The 23,572-nt window shown below is 60.8% G+C and carries 22 protein-coding genes; 8 read left to right on the top strand and 14 right to left on the bottom strand.

From position 1 onward, the window contains the following. Positions 1–77: 77 nt before the first annotated feature. Positions 78–458: a nuclear transport factor 2 family protein gene (locus AX760_RS13445; protein ID WP_071833420.1), complete on the top strand. Its 381-nt coding sequence runs from the start codon at positions 78–80 to the stop codon at positions 456–458. A gap of 108 nt (positions 459–566) precedes the next feature. Then, on the top strand, positions 567–911 hold the full coding sequence (locus tag AX760_RS13440; protein WP_175552061.1) for a nuclear transport factor 2 family protein: 345 nt from the start codon (positions 567–569) through the stop codon (positions 909–911). 43 nt (positions 912–954) lie between these two features. On the opposite strand, the gene AX760_RS13435 is transcribed toward AX760_RS13440, so the two are convergent. Further along, complete coding sequence (locus AX760_RS13435) at positions 955–1,575, bottom strand: pyridoxamine 5'-phosphate oxidase family protein (protein ID WP_071833419.1); 621 nt, start codon at positions 1,573–1,575, stop codon at positions 955–957. Between the two features lie 139 nt (positions 1,576–1,714). On the opposite strand from AX760_RS13435, the gene AX760_RS13430 reads away from it, so the two are divergent. After that, entirely contained in the window at positions 1,715–2,605 is an 891-nt protein-coding gene (locus AX760_RS13430) for a LysR family transcriptional regulator (protein WP_245295016.1), read from the top strand. An 80-nt stretch (positions 2,606–2,685) separates the two neighbouring features. Here AX760_RS13430 and AX760_RS13425 read toward each other — a convergent pair whose 3' ends face one another. From AX760_RS13425 to AX760_RS13390, 8 genes are all read right to left on the bottom strand, one after another. Beyond that, positions 2,686–3,462, bottom strand: a complete 777-nt coding sequence (locus AX760_RS13425; protein WP_071833405.1) for an SDR family NAD(P)-dependent oxidoreductase — start codon at positions 3,460–3,462, stop codon at positions 2,686–2,688. Next, the gene (locus AX760_RS13420) at positions 3,459–4,454 is read right to left on the bottom strand and encodes an ABC transporter permease (RefSeq protein ID WP_071833404.1); all 996 of its coding nucleotides are present in this window, start codon (positions 4,452–4,454) and stop codon (positions 3,459–3,461) included. The genes AX760_RS13425 and AX760_RS13420 overlap by 4 nt, the downstream gene beginning before the upstream one ends. Positions 4,455–4,516: 62 nt before the next feature. Then, a complete protein-coding gene (locus AX760_RS13415) occupies positions 4,517–5,557 on the bottom strand; it encodes a sugar ABC transporter substrate-binding protein (RefSeq protein ID WP_071833403.1) in 1,041 nt (346 codons plus the stop codon). 33 nt (positions 5,558–5,590) lie between these two features. Next, positions 5,591–6,361 carry an ATP-binding cassette domain-containing protein gene (locus AX760_RS13410; RefSeq protein ID WP_071833402.1) on the bottom strand — a complete coding sequence of 257 codons (771 nt, stop codon included), beginning with the start codon at positions 6,359–6,361 and terminating at the stop codon, positions 5,591–5,593. Then, positions 6,358–7,497 carry an ROK family transcriptional regulator gene (locus AX760_RS13405; RefSeq protein ID WP_071833418.1) on the bottom strand — a complete coding sequence of 380 codons (1,140 nt, stop codon included), beginning with the start codon at positions 7,495–7,497 and terminating at the stop codon, positions 6,358–6,360. Before AX760_RS13405 ends, AX760_RS13410 begins: the two co-directional genes overlap by 4 nt. A gap of 381 nt (positions 7,498–7,878) precedes the next feature. Further along, positions 7,879–8,298 carry an aldose epimerase family protein gene (locus AX760_RS13400; RefSeq protein WP_071833401.1) on the bottom strand — a complete coding sequence of 140 codons (420 nt, stop codon included), beginning with the start codon at positions 8,296–8,298 and terminating at the stop codon, positions 7,879–7,881. Positions 8,299–8,409: 111 nt separating this feature from the next. Next, positions 8,410–10,818 (bottom strand): YbcC family protein, encoded by a 2,409-nt coding sequence (locus tag AX760_RS13395; RefSeq protein ID WP_071833400.1) that lies wholly within the window; start codon positions 10,816–10,818, stop codon positions 8,410–8,412. Between the two features lie 4 nt (positions 10,819–10,822). Beyond that, positions 10,823–12,406, bottom strand: a complete 1,584-nt coding sequence (locus AX760_RS13390) for a proton-conducting transporter transmembrane domain-containing protein (protein WP_071833399.1) — start codon at positions 12,404–12,406, stop codon at positions 10,823–10,825. A gap of 121 nt (positions 12,407–12,527) precedes the next feature. Here AX760_RS13390 and AX760_RS13385 point away from each other — a divergent pair, with 121 nt between their 5' ends. Next, positions 12,528–13,424 carry a LysR family transcriptional regulator gene (locus AX760_RS13385; RefSeq protein ID WP_071833398.1) on the top strand — a complete coding sequence of 299 codons (897 nt, stop codon included), beginning with the start codon at positions 12,528–12,530 and terminating at the stop codon, positions 13,422–13,424. A gap of 125 nt (positions 13,425–13,549) precedes the next feature. On the opposite strand, the gene AX760_RS13380 is transcribed toward AX760_RS13385, so the two are convergent. The 4 genes from AX760_RS13380 to iolD are packed head-to-tail and all read right to left on the bottom strand — an operon-like array spanning position 13,550 to position 18,074. Next, positions 13,550–14,380 (bottom strand): class II fructose-bisphosphate aldolase, encoded by an 831-nt coding sequence (locus tag AX760_RS13380; RefSeq protein ID WP_071833397.1) that lies wholly within the window; start codon positions 14,378–14,380, stop codon positions 13,550–13,552. Beyond that, on the bottom strand, positions 14,377–15,219 hold the full coding sequence (locus AX760_RS13375; protein WP_071833396.1) for a 5-deoxy-glucuronate isomerase: 843 nt from the start codon (positions 15,217–15,219) through the stop codon (positions 14,377–14,379). The genes AX760_RS13380 and AX760_RS13375 overlap by 4 nt, the downstream gene beginning before the upstream one ends. A gap of 12 nt (positions 15,220–15,231) precedes the next feature. Then, positions 15,232–16,209 (bottom strand): 5-dehydro-2-deoxygluconokinase, encoded by a 978-nt coding sequence (iolC, locus tag AX760_RS13370; RefSeq protein ID WP_071833395.1) that lies wholly within the window; start codon positions 16,207–16,209, stop codon positions 15,232–15,234. Next, positions 16,209–18,074, bottom strand: coding sequence for a 3D-(3,5/4)-trihydroxycyclohexane-1,2-dione acylhydrolase (decyclizing) (gene iolD, locus AX760_RS13365; RefSeq protein WP_071833394.1), 1,866 nt, complete (start codon positions 18,072–18,074; stop codon positions 16,209–16,211). The genes iolC and iolD overlap by 1 nt, the downstream gene beginning before the upstream one ends. A 127-nt stretch (positions 18,075–18,201) precedes the next feature. Here iolD and AX760_RS13360 point away from each other — a divergent pair, with 127 nt between their 5' ends. Genes AX760_RS13360 through AX760_RS13350 form a run of 3 tightly spaced genes read left to right on the top strand, consistent with a single transcriptional unit; the run spans position 18,202 to position 21,361 of the window. Beyond that, positions 18,202–19,305, top strand: a complete 1,104-nt coding sequence (locus AX760_RS13360; RefSeq protein ID WP_071833393.1) for a Gfo/Idh/MocA family protein — start codon at positions 18,202–18,204, stop codon at positions 19,303–19,305. 19 nt (positions 19,306–19,324) lie between these two features. Next, positions 19,325–20,215, top strand: a complete 891-nt coding sequence (locus AX760_RS13355) for a sugar phosphate isomerase/epimerase family protein (protein WP_071833392.1) — start codon at positions 19,325–19,327, stop codon at positions 20,213–20,215. A gap of 12 nt (positions 20,216–20,227) precedes the next feature. Beyond that, on the top strand, positions 20,228–21,361 hold the full coding sequence (locus AX760_RS13350) for a Gfo/Idh/MocA family protein (protein ID WP_071833391.1): 1,134 nt from the start codon (positions 20,228–20,230) through the stop codon (positions 21,359–21,361). Between the two features lie 30 nt (positions 21,362–21,391). Here AX760_RS13350 and AX760_RS13345 read toward each other — a convergent pair whose 3' ends face one another. Further along, positions 21,392–22,501: a LacI family DNA-binding transcriptional regulator gene (locus AX760_RS13345; protein WP_245295014.1), complete on the bottom strand. Its 1,110-nt coding sequence runs from the start codon at positions 22,499–22,501 to the stop codon at positions 21,392–21,394. Between the two features lie 85 nt (positions 22,502–22,586). Here AX760_RS13345 and AX760_RS13340 point away from each other — a divergent pair, with 85 nt between their 5' ends. Then, entirely contained in the window at positions 22,587–23,537 is a 951-nt protein-coding gene (locus AX760_RS13340) for a sugar ABC transporter substrate-binding protein (RefSeq protein WP_071833390.1), read from the top strand. The last annotated feature ends 35 nt before the right edge of the window (positions 23,538–23,572 follow it).

Raw genomic sequence — 23,572 nt, 5'->3', positions numbered from 1 at the left:
TATGCACATATATAAAATTCAGCCGACTGACAATCCCAGATTGGCCAGCAGTTCAGAAATTTCTTATGGGGTCAGACATGTTTGAAGACAACGTCCGGATGATCGAGCGCCTTTACGATTTCTTCAACGCGCGAGATATCGATGGGGTACTGGACGCGCTTGCCGACGATGTCGAATGGGCGAACGCGATGGACGGCGGCCATGAACATGGCCGTGAAGCCGTGCGCGCTTACTGGACGCGTCAATGGGCGATCGTCAGCCCGAACGTGAAGCCGGTTGCCTTTTCAGCGGCTCCCGACGGGGCACTCGCTGTAGACGTCGAGCAGACAATCTACGATCTCAACGGCGTCCCGCCTGAAGGGAAGCAGGGCCACAAGCTGAGCGATAAAACCGTAAGACATGTCTTTCGCATTGAAGGTGGCAAGGTCACCCGCTTTGATGCCGGCGACCCCGCCTGATCACCGCACTGCGAGCCTTGAAAGCTGATGGCCCTATGGATCTGTGCAAGACGGGCTGGCGAGCATTTGGTTTCGGGAGATATCCGGCGAATTTTGTGGGAACGGATCATGACGGCCACCGACGGTCTTATAAGGACGGCGTTTGACGCGTATAACAGACGAGACAGCATGTCATTGCTGGCAATGCTGCCCGACGATATCGTCTGGCCAGGTGATGTCGGTATGTTGAAGGGCAAGGACGCGCTCCAGGCATATTGGCAAAGACAGTGGGCCACAACGAGAACCCACGATACAGTGGTGGATGTAAGGGAGATGGGAGGCGGGTATGTTGTCGTGTCGCTTTCTCAAACGGTTGAGACATTGGATGGTGTGCCGATTTCATCGGGACATTTGCACTATGGCTTCGTCGTGCGTGACGGTCTCATTCAGGCATTGAAAACACGAAAAGCCTGAGGATGAAGACACAGCATGTTTTATTCGTAGTCGACCCCCCGCGCTAAACGGGGTTTGCGACCTGGGCGCGCAATGCGGCATTTTCGGTCTCCAGTGCCGCCAGCCGATCACGGATCGGGCGCAGGCCTTCTTCCAGTTGGACATCCGTGTAGCGCGGGACGATGTGCTGCGGGCAGTTCCAGTCGAAGTTCTGCAGCCGCAGCCTGACGATCCGCTCGACCCGCCCGCGGGCGCCATTCAGCACGGCTGCCGTCAGCGCCGGATCTGCATCGAGCGACACAGCCTCTGCATGCGCATAAATCTTCAGCCGGGTCCGACGCGGATAATCCATGAGGAACAGGCACACCTTGTCGTTCACCGACAGGTTGCCGATGCTGATATATTGGAAGTTTCCGCGATAATCGGCAAAGGCCAGCGTCTGATCATCCACCAGCTTCAGGAACCCCTGCGGGCCGCCGCGGTGCTGGACATAAGGCCAGCCCGTCTCTGATGTCGTTGCCATATAAAAACTGTCCCGGTCGGTAATGAAGAGCGCCTCCTGCTCGGTGAACCGATCGAAGTCGCGTTGCCCCCTGAAGCTCTCCCACATGCCGTCGACACCCAGTTGCTTTTGCGTGGCACGCACGGCCGGCGTTATGGCCACATCCAGGAACCCGTAGCTCATGATCACCTCCGATGGCGAGCGCTTGACGAAGCATCTCATATGAAAGACGATGTAATCATGCCGGCATGGCCGCGCAATCGGCCGAATCTGGACAGCATCTACGCGAATATTGGGGAACTCATTGGATCGGCTGGAAGCAATGTCGCTGTTGATCGATGTGATGGATGCAGGCAGTTTTTCAGCGGCTGCAAGAAAGCGCGCCGTACCGGTTGCCACGCTGACGCGGAAAATCGGCCAGCTGGAACAGCATCTCGGTGTCGTGCTGGTGATCCGCTCGACCCGCCGGCTGGTGCTCACCGACGCCGGGCAGCGTTATCTTGCGGCCGCGCGCCAGATCATCGCGCAGGTAAACGAGGTCGAGCGCGAAGCAGCGGGCGAATTCGTCGAGCCGACCGGACGGCTGGTGGTGAGCGCGCCGAGAATGTTCGGTCGGCTTCACGTCTTGCCGATCGTCACGGACTTTCTGCAGCAACATGAGGGCATCACCGTCGATCTGCAACTCATCGACGCCAATGTCGATCTGGCTGCCGGCGCCGCCGATCTTGCGGTACGGATCGGCGCGCTGCCAGACAGCAGCCTGATCGGCACAAGGCTCGGCAGGATGCGATCTGTGATCGTTGCCAGCCCCGATTTTCTTGATCAGTATGCCGTACCGCAGTGTCCTGACGATCTCGCCGGGCTGCCCTCCATCATCCTGAACATTCCACTTGCAGGCACGACGCCCCGGCTTGGCGCAGGCGGACCAAGCTGGCCCGCGGGCAAAGCGCGTCTGCTTGTTTCTGGCGCAGAGGCCGCAATCGCTGCGGCTGAGGCCGGATTGGGGTTTGTTCAGCTGTTGCATTACCAGGCGATCGATGCCCTCAATGCCGGCCGGGTGCGTCTGCTCCTTGACAGCTTTGAGGCAAATCCGGCCCCGGTCCACATTCTCCACGCGCCGCTGACACAACTCCCGCAAAAAATCCGTCGCTTTCTCGATTTCGCGGGCGATCGGCTGCGTGCGTCGCTGCTGGCGATCGAGAGAGGGAACTGACCGATCGGCCAGACAAAGCTCATTGTCAGCCCGTCAGTTGACGGCGGCGCGAGCCGTTCGATGCACCGCGCTACCGGACGTCAATCAGAAGGGGGCAACACTTTGAAATCTGCCCCTTCCGGCAGAAGCTGACCACCATCGACGATGATCGTGGTGCCGGTTACATAGCTCGCGTCATCGGAGGCCAGAAACAGGAAGGCGTTGGCCACGTCGCGCGGTGAACCGAGGCGCGCCAGCGGAATGGCATCCTCCATGTTCTTGATAAAGGCGGCGCTGCGATGCAGTTGGATCGCCTCCGTCAGGATATTTCCCGGTTCGACGCCGTTGACGGTGATTCCATAAGAAGAGAATTCCAAAGCGGCGGAGCGGATAAAACCATTGATGCCGGCTTTGCTTGCAGCGTAGTGACCGTGACCGGGGCTGGTAACATGCGGGCCGGTGATCGACGAGGTGAAGAGGATGCGTCCCGCCCCCTGCTTTTTCATGGGCGTCAGCGCGGCGCGGGCAGCATTGAAACAGCCGCGCAGGTTGACCGCCATCACATTGTCCCAGTCGTCGGGCGACGTATTTTCGATCAACTGCCAGGGGTAGATGCCCGCGTTCTGCACGATGATATCGAGCCGACCGTGACGTTCGAGCGCCAATCCGACCGCCGCTACAGCATCGTCCAGTTTCGAAATATCGGTGCGGACGAAATCGGCGCCGATTTCCTTGGCGGCTGCCCGCCCTGTCTCTTCTTCGAAATCGGCGAGCACGAGTTTGGCACCCTCCTCTTTGAAGCGTTGCGCGATCGCTTTGCCGATGCCGCGAGAGGCACCGATCACCAGTGCAACCTTGTCTTTCAATCTGTCTGTCATGCGAGCCTCTGGCGGAGCCTTTGTTTGAAAGTGTCGAGAAGAACGGCCGCCAGAACCAGGAAGCCATGGATGACCTGGGTATAGTTGGCCGGCAGGCCCATCAGGTTGATGGCCGTGTTGATGGATGAGAGCAGCAGCACGCCGGCATAGACACCGGGCAGCGCTCCGACACCGCCCTTGAGGCTGACGCCGCCGATGACCACGGCTGCGAAGGCATTGAACAGAAGGCCGACGCCGAGATTGGCGGTGGCGCCCGAGGTGCGAACGGCAAGGAGCCAACCGGCAAGACCAGCGATAGCGCCGGCCATCACGAAGGCAATGATCAGATTGCGGGTCACGCGAATGCCGGCGCGGTAGGCGGCGGTCTCATTGCCGCCGATCATGATCAGATGCCGACCGAACGGTGTCTTGGCCATCATGATCGAGAAAATCAGAAAACAGCCAATCGCGATCCAGGCGGAGAGCGGGATCCCGGCAAATCGCTCTATGGCGAACCAGCGGATGGCCGGGTCGAGGTCCTGGGCGGAGCGCCCCCCGGAAACGGCCAGCACGATACCGCGCACCCAGATGAAGGAGGCGAGGGTGATGATGAAGGCACTCATCTTCAGCTTGACGACGAGGAAACCATTGAACAGGCCGATCAACCCTCCGATGGCACAGGCGACCAGCAGCGAGGCGGGGATCATCAGCCATTCCGGGGAAAGTTTGATCCCAAGCCCGATGCCGGCTGAGCAGAAGAGGATACCGACGGCCATCGCCGACAGCGCCGCGACGGACTCGACCGACAGGTCCATGTGTCCGGTGATGATCACCAGCGCCAGACCAATCGACATGACACCGAGCACGCTCGACGCTTCGATGATGTTGGTGAAGATGCCGATCTGGAAATAGTTCGGGATCAAGGCTGAGAACAGCGCAAGAACGACGATGAGCATGAACCAGACGAGATTGTCGAGAAGGAATTCAAGAGATTTGCGAGTGTGAGGAGTCATACGGCAATTCCGGATTGGAGGGCAAGGGTTCCGGGGCCCTGGGACCCCGGAGGAAGGGCCGTTCACTCGACAGATTTTACTGCTGCGGTTGGCGGTTTCATGTTGCCCCAGAAAGCCGGGTCGTCGACATTGTCGCTGGTGATCGCAGCACCCGGGATCTTGATATTCGGACCCCATGCCTCGATCGTCACGACGCCCTTGAGCCCGAGCACGTCATAATCGCCGGCCTTGATTTCCTGTTTGCCGACGATCTTGTCCATGAACATGGCAACGGCTGCAGCCTGGGCATAAAGTGGCTGTTCCACTTCCGTATTGAGCCAACCCTTGCGGATCAGGTCGAGGCCGACAGGAGCGCCGTTCGAGCTCATCATCATGATGTCGCCCGGCTTTTTTCCGGCGGACTCAAGCGAGGCGACGGCGGCAACCGAGAGATGGGCGGCATGCGGGAAAATCAGGTCGATATCGGGATTGGCGAGCATCTGGTCGGAAACGATCGTCCCGGCATTGCTGGCTTCCCACATCAGGGCTGGCACCGACACAATGGTGACGCCCGGAAAGGCCTTCATCTTCTCCTCGAAACCCTTCTGGATATCGAGCGTGTAGGGATCGCCGGGGTCTCCCAGGACCTGCAGGACCTTGCCTTTCACATCACCATGTTTGGCCTTGAGCATGGCCTCCGCCTGGTCGGCGGCGACATGGCCGATCTCGATCGTGCCAGCAACGGAAGTGAAGTCGGACGGGGTCGAGGTGATCTGGCGATCGAACTCGACGACCGGTATGCCGGCGGCACGGGCCGCCTCGATCGATGGCTTCAGCGCATTGAAATCGACAGCCGCAAGGATGATCGCCGCAGGTTTCAACGCGATGATATCGTTCATTTGCGATTGCTGGGCGTCGGTCTTGTTGTCGGCATTGAGCGTCTTCATCTCGTAGCCGGTCTGCTTCAGGAACATCTGCAGGGCACTGACCGAGCCCGACTGGAATTCATCGAGCAGTGTCGGCACGAGATAATAGACCACGCCCTTGGACTGGGCCGCCGCCGTCGTGAGCATCGAAAGGCCGAGCACCAGAACGCTCAGCAAGCTTATCACTATTCGTTTCATGATAGTTCTCTCCAGTTTAAGCCGGACCCCTTTTCATTCTTTGCCCACCGGTCCGGCTCCGGTGAGGGCTTGCCCTGTGATCATCTCGATCACTGCATCCGGGCTTGTCTTGGCTCTATCCACATCGCCGGCGACGACGCCGTGGCGGATGACGACGATGCGATCAGCGACCTGAAAGGCCTGCTGCATGATATGTGTGATGATGACGACGCCGATGCCCTGGTTGGCGACATGGCGGATCATGTCCAGCCCGCGCCGCGTCTGTTCGACGCCGAGTGCAGCGAATGGTTCATCCAGCAAAAGCAGCTTGCCACCCCAGTGTGCAAACCGGTTCAGCTCGATCGCCTGGCGCTGGCCGCCGGACAGATGTTCGACCTTGGTGCGCATGGAGGGAATGCGGGTACCGGCGCTCGTCAGCGCCTTGGTTGTGATTTCTTCCATCGCGCGTTCATCGAGAAAAGGAATGCCGGCAACCTTGCGGGTGATCTCGCGGCCCATGAAGAAATTGCCGACCACATCGACGTTGGTGCACAGCGACAGGTCCTGGTAGACAGTTTCGATGCCTGCTGCCTTGGCTTCGGCGGGCGTCTTGGCCTGATAGTCTGCTCCTTCGAAGACCATTTGGCCAGATGTCGGCCGCAAGCCACCGGATATGATCTTGACCAGTGTCGATTTTCCGGCGCCATTATCGCCCAGAAGGGCCACGACTTCGCCCTTCCCGATTGAGAAACTGATGCCTTTGAGGGCCGCGATTGCCCCGAAATTCATGCGGATATCGTCCAGGACGAGTAGTTTCTCGCTCATTCGGCATTCCCCTTTTCTAATGTTTCAAACATCTGGCCGTGGCGCGGCGACAGCACGCCGAAAAGAGCGAGCGCAGCTGCGCCTCGGAGCGCTGAATGCTGGCAGTCGCTGGCCATGACGACACGCGGCAGGGCACGGTGGGCGCGGGCGGAGATCGAATTGTCCAGCCCTTCGACAAGGGTCGCGAGTTGATGGAGCAATGGCTGTGGCGCGAGACCGCCAAGCACGATCGTCTCGGGGTCGAAGAGGTTTTCGATCGTGCGGATGGCATTGCGGAAGAAAGGAGCAACCTCCGACACCCATTCGTCCGCTGGCAAGCCGCGACGCTCAAAAGCATCCAGCGAAAGATAGCGTTCCAGGCAGCCGCGGTTGCCGCATGGGCATGGCTCACCATCGGGCACCGCAGGAATATGGCCGATTTCGCCGGCATTGCCCCACGCACCGCCCATCACGGTCCCGTCATGCATCATGGCGCCACCGAGACCCACGCTGAAGAACAGGTAGTAGTAGTTCGATACCTGTTGGCCGAGGCCGTACAGTTGCTCGCCCAGGGCGGCGGCCGCCATGTCGTTCTCGATGAAGGCAGGCAGGCCTGTCGCATCGGCCAGGTGCTGGCGTATGTCGATGTTCTTCCAGCCGGTCATCGTGGTCGAGCCGACGAAGCTCATGGATTCCACATCGAACGGGCCTGGCAGTGCCAGCCCGGCACCGAGGAGGCGACCGCAACGAGGGCTTGCCATGAGCTGGGTGACCATGTCGCGGATGAAGGAAAAGGCCTCTTGGGGCGTTGCATTCATGACGTCCCGGCGGACGTTATCGACGACATCGCCACGCAGATTGACCAGCGCCGCTTCTATGCCGAGAGGCGTGACGTGAATGCCGACGGACAGCCCGCCGTCGGGATTAATGGTCAGGGTCGAGGGCGGAATGCCTCGCCCTTTAGGGGGCTTTTGAACCGAAAGGATCAGCCCCTGCTCCTCGAGTTCGCGGACAATGGTGGAGACCGTCTGCACGGTAAGGCCTACTCGTTGCGCGACGTCGCCACGCGTCATTGGCCCGTGCAGACGAATCGATTCCAGTACGATCCGTCGATTGTACGGCCTTCCCGTTTCCTGATTGGTGCCGCGCAATGCCATGTCGAAAACCTCCGAATGACAAAAGAGTGACAGCGACAAATGATTTAGTCAAATGATTTTCAAAAAAGAAATTGGCTATGCAAGAAGGTGTTGGGTCTGGTGAATGCGCTGAGGCCAGTTTGGCAAAGTCATGCTTTTCGCTGGTGGCAACCAGGACGAGAAAAGCGCGCGACCGCGTGTGTTCTCTGCAGGGATCAGTTTCAGGTTTTGAATAGCTGAGACCGAAGTGCTGCGATCGATCAGCTGTATCTGACATAGAAGACCTCATCGGCCGCTATAGCGCACCGCGACGGCAGTTGTTCCTGCAGCGCCGGGAAAGGGGTATCGCCGACGTTTCATCGGATGAGGGCTGCGTCGACAGGCCGGATTGGAAGTGGAAGGTCAGAAGCCAGAGAAGCGCCACTCCATCCGGTAGCGATAGGTTTCGCCGGGGCGAAGAACCGCGCCGCGGTAGGTGGGCTCGTTGGGAGCGTTGGGATAGGTCTGCGGTTCGAGCGCGATGGCACCGTTGAGCACCACTTTCGAGAAGGGCGCGACCATGGCATCTGAAAAATGGTTTGCTGTATAAAGCTGGATTGCCGGTTCCGTCGTCCAGACCTCCAGGATGCGGCCAGTTTCCGGCTCGCATAGCCTAGCGCCGAGATGCAGATCGTCACGGCCGGCGTCCAGGCAAAAACTGTGATCGTAGATCTGGCCGATTGCCGGCCTGAAACGGAAGTCGAAAACCGTGTCCGTCACATCGTCTGGCGCACCGTGCGGGATCAGCCGTTCATCGACCGTGGCCGCTGCAGATCGTCCCACCCCACATGTCGCCGTCAGACTGGGATGTCTCCAGGGCGCTGCCAATTACCACCTGCGCAATGCCTCCGGCGCTGACCTGATGGCCGAGTTTGCGGTGATCGATTGTCACTGTCAGCTCGCGATTTCCAACGGAATGGAACGGTCATTGTCGGTGCCTTCATCGGTCCAGCCAAGCTCGCCACTATAGCGCCACGCCATCTGGCCCTGCTCATTCAAGCCAAACAGGCTGAGCCAACCGTTGTCGAACAGGGCGCTGACCTGCGGATGGCGCAGCAGGATGTCGGTGATCGCCTCCTTCGGCGCTTCGATGGCCACGGTCAGTCGAAGTGGCTCATGAACGAGTTGCGCTCCGTCATGCACCGATTGCCATGGAAGGCCGGCGCGCAAATTGCCGCCATTGCCCTCGACGACGCCGATCCCGCCAACGACATTGTGCAGGAGCTTGTTGCCGGCTCCAAAAAGAGACGGTGCGACGACCGAGCCGAAATATTGCAGGCTGATCCAACTTGCGACGACAACAGGCGCCGTCAGGATCAACTCGAGGGTCTTGAAGCCTTCGTCCTGCCGCCAGACATAGTCGTGCAGGAAGGCCTTTCCCTCAAGCGAGCGCCCTGAGGTCCGCGACCTGGGTGCGGCGATGAAGGCGTGGCAACCGGCCAGGCCAAGTTCGGGGCGGACTTCCGACCAGTCCCGGCTCCGCCCGGCCACCGACTGCGCCGTCGCCCGGGGCAGTCGGTGCGCGCGCTCGGTCCGCGTCAGCCGGCCGGCATTCGCCAGCCACGCACGGATTGTCCGGAGATCCGCGGCATTGGCTTTGATATCGAGATCATCGTCGAAAAGCGTAAATCCATCCGTCGTGGTATCGTGCAAGCCGCCAAGGAAGACCGTGTCGGCTGGAATGTGCAGGTCGTTCCCGGCGAGCTTCTCCCGCACGCCGCGGTCATTGAGCAGATTGGCAAGCAGGCGCGCATTGACGTCGCCGCTATAGCCACCGCAGGCGCCACAGTGGAGCGCACTGGCATATGGGTTGTTGACGACACCAGCACCATGACCGGCAAGCAGCACGAAGCGGGCGAAGCCTTTGGTGAGCGACATGGCCCTGAGCACCGTTTCGGCAATCGCCGTCCGCGTGTCTAGGTCGAGGCTCGCATCGAAGCGCGGTGCCGCCGTGTCGGGCTTGTTTGACTTGCCGAAACCGAGGCCATCGCGCAGAAGTTTGCCCGCATAGACAGGTCCCATGGCCTCAACGAAGGCGAAGGATGATACGGCGGCAAGCTTGAAGCGTCCCCAGGCCCGGATGGCACGCGCACTGAACCTAGCCTGCGTGCCGAGGTCGTTCTCGACTGCGCTGCAGGTGTAGACCGAGGGCTTCAGCAAGACGGGCATTCGATGTTCCGAAACATCGGAGGCGAAACGCTTATGGCTGATCCCGAGCCCGAAGAAGCCGGCAAAGCCGAGGGTTCTGACGCCTCTATCCGTGCTCTCCAGGGCGCGCCGGAACGGCTCCGACCTGACATCGATACAGAACGCCGCCTGAAGCATGGGTCGCAGATCGGCGACCTTGGCCGCCGATGGCATGGCGAGCGCGGCTGCAAGCGTCCGCTGCGCCGCCCGCTCGGCCGCGGCCTGAAGCACGCCGTTAATGACGGTGTCCTCGTCGGCCATGAGGGGTGCGGCATGGGTCTGCCGCACGGCCTGCCATTCATCTTCGATCGCGGATTTGTGACGGATGTACAGCACCTCCTCGAAGACCAGCCGGATCGCCAGCAGCTCGAGAGCGGTGGTGTCGCCTCCTCCGTCCCGTTCGGCCTTGAACTGGACATGCCGGGCAAATTGCGCCCAACCGCCCAGCGTCAGCAAAAGCTGGTGGAAATAGGTGCCGGGCTCCGCACCGAGGTCCAGCGAGACGGCCGCGCGTTCGATCGCTGCATGCGGCGTCTCCGGCGTATCGGCGACATGAATGCTGAAGCCCTTGAGGCCTAGAATTTCCGGCGTCAGGTCATGGATTGCAAAGGCCCGCCAGGCGGCATAGATGCCGTTGCGCCGCGATGCTGCCCAGAGGGCCTGTCCCTCATCGAAGAAACCCGAGGCGAAGGCACCGATCCGCTCCGCAACAAGCCCCGGCCAGTCTTTGCCGGCGGTACGCGCCGCAAGATCGGCGATGGTCGGCAAGGCAAGAATGGGGCGGGCCTCTTGCGTGAGGGACGCCTTGAGAGCGGACAGATCGATGTGGTCAAACGGCGGCCTTGGTGGAAGTGCAGCCAAGAGATCCGCGTCGATGATCTCGCCGTTCGCGATCTTGTCGGCATAATGCTTGCGGGGCAGCGCCAGCCGCACACCGCCGATCCTTGCAAGTCGCGCCGCTGTCTGGTCCAGGGTCGTGTCGATCTGCCCAAGGAAGGGATTGACGGCCACGGTCGCCGTCAGCGGCCAGGCCGGAGGGATCGCACGGACCGCCTGGTCTGCCGCCCGCCTCAGTGGTGTGTCGTTACGGGCATCGACTGTGTTTATCGCGATCATCGGGTCAGTCCTTTGCGGAAGCGGGGATTGCGGCTTCGGAAGGGGGCAGAGCCCAGCACCGGAGCAGGCGATCGAAGAGAGCATTGACATAGAGGCCGTTGGCCAGATGGACCCGCAGACCTGCTGCTGCAGGATGATAGGCCCAGAGCGGGAACAGTGCCTGGGCGACGGCGACGGCGCCGAAGGTGGCGACAGCGAGGACCAGCAGCGTCCACTCGAGCGGACCGGGTTGCGGCGTTGCGGGCAGCGTTCCGAGCATCAGCGTGTCGGCCCCAAGCTGCAGGCCGAAATAGGCTGTGGCGGCCGAAATCGAGTAGAGCGCGGTCCGCCAGGTCAGGGCCCAGGGTGCGGTATCTGCCAGACCCTGTGCGATCAGATAGGCGACGCCGAAAATCAGGATGGCACCGAGGCCCAGCGCCTGCGGCGGCTTGTCTGCAAAGCCGAAGAGCACGCCAATCATCGCGTAGATGGCAAGGGCGAGCAGGAAGGCGCGGCCGACCGCCCGCGCATTCGGGATCGCGATGGGGCCTGGTCTGCGGGTCGATGCCACGGTCTCGATGGCGGAGCCTGACGCGAGGAAGGAATGCGCCTTGTAGAGCGAATGGGCAACGATGTGGAGCAGCGCCAACGGGAAGAGCGCAAAGCCGCATTGCAGGATCATGAAGCCCATCTGCGCGACTGTCGACCAGGCGAGCGAGGTCTTCACAGCCGACTGCGTGAGCATGACCATGCTTCCGAAGAGGGCCGTGAAGCCTCCAATCATGACGAGTACGGCCAGCACCACCGGTGCCTGCATCATCACGTCGGCGAAGCGGATCAGCAAGAAACCGCCGGCGTTGACCACACCCGCATGCAGGAGGGCGGAAACAGGGGTCGGCGTTTCCATCACCTCCGTCAGCCAGCCATGGGTTGGAAACTGAGCCGACTTCAGGAGGGCGGCGATCGCCAGAAGACCTGCGGCAGCGATCGTCAGCGGTGCGGCCTCCTCCTGGCGGGCGAGCGCCAGGATCGTTGTGATATCGCCGGTTCCAAAGGAAAACCCGAGCAGCACTGCAGCGCCGATGAGGGCGATATCCCCGGTTCGCGACACGATGAATTTCTTGCGCGCCGCCCGCCGGGCAGCGATGCGTTCGGGATAGAACAGAAGAAGCCGGTGGAGGAGGAGGCTGGTGGCGACCCAGGCGAGCACAAGCTGCAGCAGCGTGCCCGACTGCACGAGCACGAGGACTGCGGCAAGTGTTGCAGTCATCCAGCCGATAAACGGCCCCTGTCTCGCCTCTCCATCGAGGAACGTGCCCGAATAGCGCAGGACGATCCAGCCGATGAAGGAGACGAGAGCAAGCATCATCAGGCTGACGTGGTCGAGCCGCGAGGCGAGCGTGCCATAGGAAATGCCGATCGTCGGGCTGCTGCCGGGACCCCAGGTGGTCAAGACGACACCGCAGGCGAGCGCGATGACGACGGTGCAGAGCGCTGCAATTTCCGCCACGCGGATTGCGCTGCGTGGACGAAGGCCCGGCGCGCGGAAGGCGAAGATCGAGGCACCGAGCAAAAGCAGCGGCGCAAGGAGGGGCAGGGCGTGGATCACGGATATCTCCAGGAATTGGCTGCCGCACGGGAGGGAAACAGCAATTGCCGGATCTGTTACCAGCCGTATGTGCACGATAAAAATTCATTGTTTTTGTCATTTCGTTCTATAAAATAGAACGATGCCTGACCTGAACTATCACCACCTCCGCTACTTCCGTGCCGTCGCCCATGATGGCAACCTCACCCGTACGGCCGAAAGGCTGAACCTCTCGCAATCGGCTCTGTCGATCCAGATCAAGCGGCTGGAGGAGCGCCTGGGTCATCCGCTGTTCGAGCGGCGGGGGCGGCAACTCGTCCTGACGGAGGCCGGCCGCATCGCGCTCGACCATGCGGACACGATCTTTTCGGCCGGGGAGGAACTGATCGAAACCCTCAAGGAAACCGGCCGGACCCGTCGGGCAATCCGCATCGGAGCCTTGGCCACCCTGTCGCGCAACTTCCAGATGGAGTTCCTGCGTCCGATCCTCGGTCGGTCTGATGTGGACATGATCCTGCGCTCAGGCAGCACCAGCGAACTCCTCGGCGCTCTTGAGGCGCTGAACCTGGATATCGTTCTTTTAAACCAGCCGCCGATGGCCGATTCCATCACGCCCTTCATCGCCCAGCATGTCTACCAGCAGCGTGTGAGTCTTGTCGGAAAGCCATCCTACGGGAGGCCGGGAGCCAGTCTCGCGGATCTCCTGGCGGAACATCCGGTTGTCCTGCCAACGCTCGAAAGCGCTGTTCGCTCGCAGTTCGATGCCCTTGTCGCGCGGCTCGCAATAACCCCGCAGATCGCAGCCGAAGTCGATGACATGGCGATGATGCGTCTTCTGGCGCGCGAAGGGGCAGGCCTGGCCGTTCTTCCCCCGATCGTCGTCAAGGGCGAGTTGGAAACCGGCAGTCTCATGGAATTCGATGCGTTGCCCGGCATGGTCGAATCCTTCTTCGCCGTTACCGTCAAACGCCGCTTCCCGAACCCGCTTATCCAGCCCCTGCTGGAGGCAACCGAACACGGGCCCTTCAAGATCGCCTGACAGGCGCAGCCTGTATCGGGCACGCGTTAGATTGCAAAACCGATGCCGATACCGAAAATTTGCAACGGCAGGCAACCAGCATGCCCCGCCCGCATCCACCTCCTCGTAAATCCGGATTGTGGATCCTAGTCTCGCTTGAACACTTTCAGTATACGCCGTGTCGCCTCAACGACCGGGTCGTGCGTTTCCTTCAGAATCGCAACCCTGTCGAACCGCGCGGGATCGCGGTTGACGGCTGACCGCAAAGCCTCGCCAAAGACCATGCGCAATTCGGTGCCGATGTTGAACTTGCAGATATTCGATTGCAGGGCGAGCGTCCGGCGCTGTGCCAGAGACACGCCGGAGCCGCCATGAACGACCAGCGGCACAGGCGTCCCCGCCTCGATCGCCCTTATGCGCTCCTCGTCCAGTCCGCCGCCGGTGGACTGTTGCAGATGCAGATTGCCGACCGAGATTGCCATAGCATCCACACCCGTTTCCCGGGCAAATTGGGCGGCCTCCCCGGGATCTGTTCCGGCGGAACCTTCGCCGCCGGCATAACCGACAAAGCCGATTTCACCCTCGCACGACATCCCGGCCGCATGGGCCATTTCGACAATCGCCGCCGTCTCGTCGATGTTCTGGCGCAGCGGCTTGCGTGACCCGTCAAACATCAGCGAGGTGAAACCGGCGTCCAGCGCTTCTCTGCATTCGTCATAGGTGTAGCCGTGATCCAGATGCGCCACGACCGGAACAGTGGCGTTCTCAGCGAGATGGCGGAACATCTTGCCCAAAATCGCAATGGGCGTGTGGACGCGGCACGATGGCCCCGCCTGCAGGATCACCGGCACGCCTTCGGCTTCAGCTGCAGCCACATAGGCACGCATGTCCTCCCAGCCCAAAGTCACGAGCCCGGCAACGGCATAGCCGTCGCGCAGCGCCGGCTGCAGCACCTCGGAAAGCGTCGCAAGTGTCATTTGAACTTCGCAATCATGTCCTTGATGCCGGGGATCGTTTCCAGCTGGGCCGCATGGGACGGTTGGAAATACTGCACCAGCGATCTCTGGCTGAGGCCGCCCAGAATGGTAAAATAATACATCTCGTAGCCCGGCAGCACCGCGCAGGGATGGTATCCCCTGTCGATGCAAACCGTCGATCCATCGACGATGTGATAGGCATCGCCCGGACTGCCATCGTCGCGCTGCAACATCTGGACGCCAGAGCCGTGATTGGGCCGGAAGCGGAAGTTGTAGGTTTCGTCGTGCCGGGTCTCCTGGGGCAGGCGGTCGGTGTCGTGCTTGTGGCTGGGAAAACCCGACCAGCCCCCCTGGCCAACGGTGAACAATTCGCTGACCAGCAGACGCCCCACCCTGTCGTGATATTTCGTGCCGAGGATATGCTTGATCTTGCGGTGGGTCTTGGTCTCGTCGCTGCCATACTGGATCATGTCGATATCGGCGCTGCGGATATCGAAGGGGTCCAGAACCTTGTCGTAGCGCGCGCCTGCGATAAAGGTCTCCGTGGCCTCGGATGTGCAGACCATCGTCACCTTCGCACCAACAGGCACATAGACGCCCTGGGGCTCGCCATCCCATACATCGACGCCGCGACCTCCCAGATCCGCAAAGCATACGCCCTCGACCGTCACGTCCACCTTGCCCGTCGCCGGCACGATACAGGTCTCGTAGCCAGGCACCTGATATTCGAATGCCTCGCCCCTCTTCAGCTTGACGATGTTGAAATAATTGAGCGGAACCAGACCATTGTCGATATCGACGATCGGCTTGTTGGTATTGTCATAGGGCGCGATATGCATGGATTGGTCCTTTCAGGCGGATGTGGCGCCAGGATGTGATGCGAGGAAGGCGTCCAGCTCGGCAACGAAGGGCATGGCGGGCGCGCATCCGGGCTTTGCGACCACGATCGAGGCGCATGCCGATCCGCGCATTACAGCCTCGCGCAGCGGCCGACCTTCACCGAGTGATGCCAGGAACCCGGCCAGAAAGCTGTCGCCGGCGCCCGTCGGCTTCAAGGCGGTCACGGGGAAGATGCCAGTTCGGATTTCTTCCCTTCCTGCGAAGGTGATCGCGCCGTCCGGGCCGCGTTTATAGACCACGATGGAAGCTGCCGAGGCGGCCAGTGCGCGGGCCTTCTCCAAGCCTTTCGTGATGTCGCCGGCCATGAAGCCGAATTCCTCGTCATTGCCGACGATCACATCCGATAGGTCCGCCGCCCGCGACAGCACGTCCTGCGCCACTGTTGCGGACGGCCAGCTATAGGGGCGGTAATCAACGTCAAGAATGATGGGAAGGCCGGCGGTTCTTGCCAATTCGAATGCGCGGAACGCTGAAGAACGCGACGGTTCGGCTGATAACACGGTGCCGGTGGTGATCAGTCCGCCGTAGGCTGTGTAGTCCACGGCCTCGACATCGGCGACAGTCATCTGGAAATCGGCGGCATTGTTGCGATAAATCACCGACTGGTGCTCGTCCATCCGCGTTTCATAGACGGCAAGCGAGGTCCGCGCCTCACTCCTGATCGCCGTCACATGGCGCCGATCGATGCCGTAATGGTCGAGCTGGCCAAGGCAATACCAACCAACGGCATCGTCTGAAACGGTGGTCAGCAAAGCGGCCTTGCAGCCCAGCTTGCAGAGCCCGGCAGCGATATTGGCCGAGGATCCTCCCATAGCCACCATCATCGACGAGGCATCCCGCGTGCGGGTGCCGGCCGGGGAGGGTGTCAGGTCCATGCCGACCCGGCCGATGACCAGAAATGCTTTGCTTGCGATCCGTTCGAGCCCCATCACACGCCCTTGCGCTGCAGGTGCCGCGATGCTTCCCAGGCCCGATGAGCCTCCGTCACGGCCGGGTCGTTGGAAACCTGCGGCGTGCCGCATTCCCACCACGTGTGGCCTTCGCCGGTCCATCCTTCATAGGCATCGACTTTCATGCAGATGACGGTGGTTTTCTGGGCCGCCTTGGCGCGCTTGAACGCCTCCGCCAATTCGGCGGGGTTGGCGACTGTCTCGGCAATTGCCCCTTGCGCGCGGGCATGCGCTTCGAAATCGACGGCGAAAGGCTCCGGGATCGTCGGACAATCTGTCAGGAGGTTGTTGAAGCTCTGGTTGCCCGTGTTGTTCTGGAGCTTGTTGATCACTGCAAAGCCGCCATTGTCCAGCACCAGAATGATCAGTTTCTTCCGGCTGAGAACCGAGGAATAGATATCGGAGTTCATCATCATGAACGATCCGTCGCCAATGAAGACAATCGTATCCTGCTCGGGCTCGCGTTCGGCCTGGGCGATGCGGGCGCCCCACGCGCCCGAAATTTCATAGCCCATGCAGGAAAAGCCAAACTCGACATCGACGGTGCCGGTTTCGAGCGTGCGCCAGTTTGCCGTTACTTCGGCGGGTAGCCCGCCAGCGGCGGCCACCACGCGGTCGCGCTTGTGGCAGAGGTCGTTGACGACACCGATGGCCATCGCATAGGAGTTGGGCCTGTTGCCCGGGGCCACGTTCTGGGCGACGTAGCTGTCCCAGGCTGCGCGATGCGCCTGAGCGGCAGCGACCCAGGCTGCCGGAGCAGCATAATCCTTGAGCGCATCTGTGAGAGCGAGCAGCGAGAGCTTTGCGTCCCCGACAACCGGAAGCGACCGATGCTTGCCGGCATCATGGCGCGCCGTATTGACCGAGATAAAGCGCGCTTCTTTTGAAAACGCGGTCCACGACCCCGTTGTGAAATCCTGAAGTCTCGTCCCGACGGCGAGAATAACATCGGCCTCGGCAGCGATTGCATTGGCCGAATTCGATCCGGTGACGCCGATCGGGCCGATGTTCAGCGGATGTGTCGAGACCATATTGGCGCGCCCTGCAATGGTTTCCACCACGGGGATCCGGCGCGCTTCGGCAAAGGCAGTCAGTTCGGCAATCGCCCGGGAATATTGCACGCCACCGCCTGCAATGATCATCGGCCTTTTCGCGTTCCGCAGCAGCGCCACGGCGTCGGCGATTTCTGCCGAATCCGGGGTCTGGCGACGGATGCGGTGTACCTTCTTTTCGAACCAGACCGTCGGGTAATCGTAAACCCATCCCTGCACGTCCTGAGGCAGGCCGATGAAGGCCGGACCACAGTCGGCAGGGTCCAGCATGGTGGCGATGGCGTTGGGAAGCGACGGCAGGATTTGCGCCGGATGGGTGATCCTGTCCCAATAGCGCACGACCGGCTTGAACGCATCATTCACACCGAATGTCGGGTCGCCGAAGTTTTCCATTTGCTGCAAGACGGGATCGGGCAGCCGGGTGACATAGGTATCGCCGCACAGGAGAAGCATCGGCAGCCGATTGGCATGGGCAAGTGCGGCGCTGGTCAAAAGATTGGTCGTGCCGGGACCGGCGCTGGCCGTGCAAAACAGAAAACGCTGCCGCAGCCATTGTTTGGCATAACCCGCCGCGGCAAAACCCATGCCCTGTTCGTTTTGCCCCCGGTACAGTGGCAGTTCTTCCCTTGCCTCGTAAAGCGCTTCGCCGAGGCATGCGACATTGCCATGACCGAATATGCCGAGTCCCCCACCGCACAGGCGCATTTCAGCACTGTCGATCACAATGAACTGGTTGGCCAGATAACGGATAATGGCCTGCGCCGTGGTCAGCCGAATGGTCTCTTCGCTCATGTCCGAATGTCCCCGTTTGCCAAAGCGCGCAGTCACACTGCGGTCCGATTCCGGCTTGTCAAATATTGAGCCTTAGGATACGAATTTTGCAATCGGTTGCAAACAAAAAGATTACGCAGGGGTCGGGATGTCGGAGATTGGGATCGGGATCATCGGTGGCGGCTACATGGGCAAGGCCCATGCCGTCGCTCTGCTTGCCGTGGGAGCGGTTTTCAACACGGCCCTTCGCCCGCGTCTCGAAATGGTCTGTGCCACGAGTGCAGACAAAGCCGAACACTATCGGAAGGCCTATGGCTTTGCGCGGGGGACTGCCGATTGGCAGGTGCTGGTGAGCGACCCCAAGGTCGAGGCCATTGTCATCGCGTCTCCGCAAGCCACGCACCGCGCCATTGCCGAGGCCGCCTTTGCCTTGGGAAAGCCTGTGTTCTGCGAAAAGCCGATGGGCGCATCACTGGAAGACAGTCGCGCCATGGTCGCAGCAGCTGAGGTCTCTCGATGCGTCAACATGGTTGGCTTCAACTATATTCGCACACCGGCCAGCCAATATGCACGCCAGCTGATCGCGTCGGGCGCTATCGGCGATGTGACATGGTTTCGCGGCGAGCACACCGAGGATTTTCTTGCCGATCCGCAGTCACCGGCAAGCTGGCGCACGACGGGTATGGCAAATGGCACCATGGGCGATCTGGCGCCCCACATGATCAATGCAGCCCTTGCGCTTCTTGGCCCCATCCGGAGTGTCATCGCCGAAGTGGAAACCGTGCACCGGCAGCGGCCGGGCGGCCCTGTCAGCAATGACGACCACGCGCAGATGATGTGCCGTTTCGACAGCGGCGTCATGGGCCAGATGTATTTCAGCCGGATCTCGACAGGCCGCAAAATGGGCTACGCCTATGAGGTCACCGGCACAAGTGGCGCCATCCGCTTCGATCAGGAGGACCAGAATGCGCTCTGGCTCTATCGGGCCGAAGGCCCGGAGGCCAGCCGTGGCTTTACCAAGATTCTGACCGGACCGACGCATCCGGATTATCTGTCCTTCTGTCAGGGACCGGGACATGGCACCGGGTATCAGGACCAGATCATCATCGAGGCCAAGGATTTTCTCGAGGCCATCCATGCCGGCAAAGCAGCCTGGCCGACCTTTCAGGACGGCATGATGGTCAATCAGATTGTCGCTGCCGCGCTCTCCTCCTCCACAACAAAGACATGGCAGGACGTCGCCGCGTTCTGAGCAATTGAAAGGCCTTCTAATGACTATTCGCATCGGCAATGCACCCTGCTCCTGGGGCATAGAATTCCCAAGCGACCCATCCTATCCAAGCTGGCAAACCGTTCTGGATCAATGCGCGGCTGCTGGTTACAAGGGAATTGAGCTTGGCCCCATCGGTTACATGCCGGAAGATCCGGCCGTGCTGGCGCCTGAACTTGCAGCCCGTGATCTGGCGATCATTGGCGGCGTGGTGTTCCGTCCGTTTCATGATCCGGCAAAATGGGATGACGTCATGGATGCCTCGGTTCGCACTTGCAAAGCCCTGGCCGCGCATGGGGCACAGCATCTGGTGTTGATCGACAGCATATCGCCGCGCCGCGCGCCGACGGCAGGGCGCGCCACGGAGGCCGAGCAGATGGACGATGGCGAATGGGCCGCTTTCCGCAGCCGGATCGCCGCCGTCGCCAGAATGGGAACTGAAGAGTATGGTCTGACCGTCGGCATCCATGCGCATGCTGCGGGCTTTATCGATTTCGAGCCGGAACTGGAACGATTGCTGGGGGAGGTGGACGAGAGCATTCTCAAGATCTGCTTCGACACGGGGCATCATTCCTACGCCGGCTTTGATCCCGTCGCCTTCATGGATCGCCATATGGACCGAATTTCCTATATGCATTTCAAGGATATAGATCCAGATGTAAAGGCCCGTGCGGTCGCCAACCGCACGGACTTCTACAAAGCCTGCGGGGAGGGCATCTTCTGCAATCTGGGAAAGGGCGATGTCGACTTTCCAGCGGTCCGCAAACGCCTCGTCGACGCCGGATTTGAAGGCTGGTGCACGGTCGAGCAGGACTGCGACCCATCGATGCCCGGCACCCCGCTGGAGGATGCGCGGGCCAACCGCGAATACCTGCAATCCATTGGCTTTTGAGGAACGCACACAATGACAAAACTGAAATGGGGTATGATCGGTGGTGGCGAAGGCAGTCAGATCGGACCGGCGCATCGTCTAGGCGCTTTGGCGGACGGGCATTTCGAGTTCGCCGCCGGCGCGCTTGATCATCGGCCAGACGCGGGGCGGGACTATGCCAAGCGGCTCGGGATCGCCGCGGACCGGGCCTATGGCGACTGGACGGAAATGCTTGCGGGCGAACGCGGGCGGGCGGATCGGGTTGATCTGGTCACCGTGGCAACGCCGAACGCCACGCATTTCGAGATCACCAAGGCCTTTCTCGAGGCCGGCTTCAACGTGCTGTGCGAAAAGCCGATGACCATGACGGTGGAAGAAGGCGAAGAGATTGTCCGGGTGGTCAAGGCCACGGGCCGGATCTGTGCGGTGAATTATTGCTATTCCGCCTATCCGATGGTGCGCCAGGCGCGCGCCATGGTCAAGGCGGGCGAGATGGGCAGGATCCGCCTGATCGTCACCAATTTCAGCCATGGTCACCATGGAGATGCTGCCAACGCGGACAATCCGCGCGTCCGCTGGCGCTATGATCCTGCTGTCGCAGGTGTCTCCGGACAGTTTGCCGACTGCGGCATTCATGCCCTGCATATGGCAAGCTTCATCTGCAACGACGAGGTCGAGACCCTCTCAGCCGACTTTGCCTCGACGATTGCAAGCCGGACGCTGGAAGACGACGCCATGGTGAACTTCCGCATGGCAGGCGGCACGGTCGGGCGGCTCTGGACATCGTCGGTTGCCATCGGCCGGCAGCATGGGTTCGATATTCAGGTCTTTGGCGAAACCGGCGGGCTGCGATGGGCCTCGGAACAGCCGAACCAGCTGATGTATACGCCTGTCAACGGCCGCACCCAGATCATCGAAAAGGGCGAAAGCGGCCTGCATGCGGATGCACAGCGGCTTTCCCGGGTGTCGATTGCGCATCCGGAGGGCTTCCCGCTTGCGGTTGCGAACATCTATTGCGATCTGGCCGATGCCATCAGGGGCGAGGTCCGCGATGGTTTGCCGAGGGCGGAGGATGGCTTGCGATCGATGGCGGCGGTTCATGCGGCCGTGGCTTCGGCCAAGGCGGGCGGTCTGTGGACCGACGCGCGGCCTCCGCTGTTCCGCTAACAGTGCTGGCCTCTGTTTGCCTGGCGAGCGTTAGGCTGCGGCCGTTATGGGCAATGGGCGCAGCGTTCCCCGCTCGACAATCTGGCAGGCGAAGATTCGCGCTTCCGGCAAACGCGCGGGTTCACGCAGCATCGCCGTTATCAGTTCGATCGAGGAGGTAACGATCTCCTTGATCGGCTGACGTATCGTTGTCAGATTGATGTTGTGCCAGCCGGCGATCTCCATATCGTTCAATCCGATGATGCCGATATCGTCGGGCACGCAAAGTTGCCGGTCCTGAATGGCCGACAGTGCACCGATCGACAGCACGTCGTCGCCGCAGAAATACGCCTCGGCATAGTCGCGCCTCAAAAGAGCCTGCATCTCCTCTCGCCCCGCCTCAAAGGAATAGGCTTTGGCAAAGGACTGGCTAACGCTGATCTGAGGGTGGAGCGCGAGTTCCTGTAAAAATCCCTTCAATCGGTCTTGTGTCGATGTTGCCACTTCCGGCCCACCCATGAACGCGACCTGCTGATAGCCGCGCGCTATCAGCGTTTGGGCTGCCAAGCGCCCGGCATCGATATTGTCGATCCCGACCACATGCACCTCCGGCGCGCTGGTCACGCGACCAAAGGCATGGACGACAGGAACGCCCGCATCGCGGAATGCCTTGCCAAAGGCTGGCGGCAACGTGGAGGACGCCACGACAACACCATCCACCGAATATTGCCGAAGCATGCGAACCGAGTTTGCGGGGTCTGTTTCATCGGTCAGATTGACCAGAAGCGGGCGCAAGCCCTGATCCTGGAGCGCGCGGGTGAACAGGTCGAAGACTTCAAGAAAAATAGGGTTGTGAAAATTGTTCGAGACAAGGCCGATCAGTTTTGTCCGGCCAGTTGTCAGACTGGACGCGAGGACATTGGGGCTGAAGCCAAGCTCTGAAGCGGCCTTCTCGACACGCTTGCGCATCTTCGCCGAGACCGAGGCGCCGTCGGTAAACGCACGCGACACGGCGGAACGGGATACCCCGGCACGTTCGGCCACGTCTTTCAAAGTCGCCACCATGGTCGCCATCCTCCTGCCTTTCAGTCCGCCCTTATAGCGTGACTGCCGGCATGCAGTATAGGTCAGTAAGCCTGTCAAATTTGCAATCGGTTGCAAAAAGCATTGCGCTGTGTATTAACTGACGTCGGGAGTCGGAGGAGATCGGCGCTCAGCGCGAATTTAGTCTCATAGGGAGAGAGAAATGACGTCACTTTTCAAGAAACTGGTTTTGACCACGGCGCTTGTTGCTGCGCCCATGCTGGCAGCCACGCAGGCGCTTGCCGAAGGCGAGCGCTATGTTCTGGTCAGCCATGCGCCGGATAGCGACAGTTGGTGGAACACCGTCAAGAACGGCATCAAACTCGGCGGAGAGCAGATGGGCGTGACCGTCGAGTATCGAAACCCGCCGACGGGCGATATCGCCGACATGGCGCGCATCATCGATCAGGCCGCCGCTTCGAAACCCGATGGGATCATCACGACGCTCGCCGATTTCGACGTGCTGAAGGAGCCGATCAGGAAGGCTGTCGATCAGGGTATCGACGTCATCATCATGAACACGGGAACGCCCGAGCAGGCGCGCGAAGTGGGCGCTCTGATGTATGTCGGCCAACCGGAATATGACGCTGGCCTCGCTGCCGGCATGCGCGCCAAGGGGGATGGTGTGACCTCCTTCCTCTGCGTCAACCATGCGATCCAGCAGCCGACTGTGGGCGAGCGTTGCCGCGGCTTTGCCGTCGGTCTCGGCGTTGAACTGGGCGGCTCGATGCTCGATAGCGGTACCGACCCGGCGGAAATCAAGAACAAGGTTCTGGCCTATCTCTCCGCCAATCCCGACACAAACGGCATCCTGACGCTCGGCCCGGTTTCGGCAGATCCGACCATCGCCGCGCTGAAAGAAAACGGCATGGCCGGCCAGATCTATTTTGGGACTTTCGATCTCGGCGAAGAGATCGTCAAGGCCATCAAGGAGGGTGTCATCCAATGGGGCATTGACCAGCAGCCGTTCCTGCAGGCCTATTTGCCGGTTGTCATCCTGACCAATTATGACCGTTACGGCGTGCTGCCGGGCAACAACATCAACTCGGGTCCCGGTTTCGTCACCAAGGACGGCTTGGAAAAGGTCGAGAAGTTTGCGGGTGAGTACCGCTGATTTTTTCAAGGGTATGTGGTGGCCAATGGAGGTTG

Source organism: Pararhizobium antarcticum (assembly GCF_001885585.1).
Taxonomy (GTDB): Bacteria; Pseudomonadota; Alphaproteobacteria; order Rhizobiales; family Rhizobiaceae; genus Pararhizobium; species Pararhizobium antarcticum.
The sequence above is the reverse complement of the archived record's forward strand: the minus strand, read 5'-3'. Positions and strand labels throughout refer to the sequence as shown.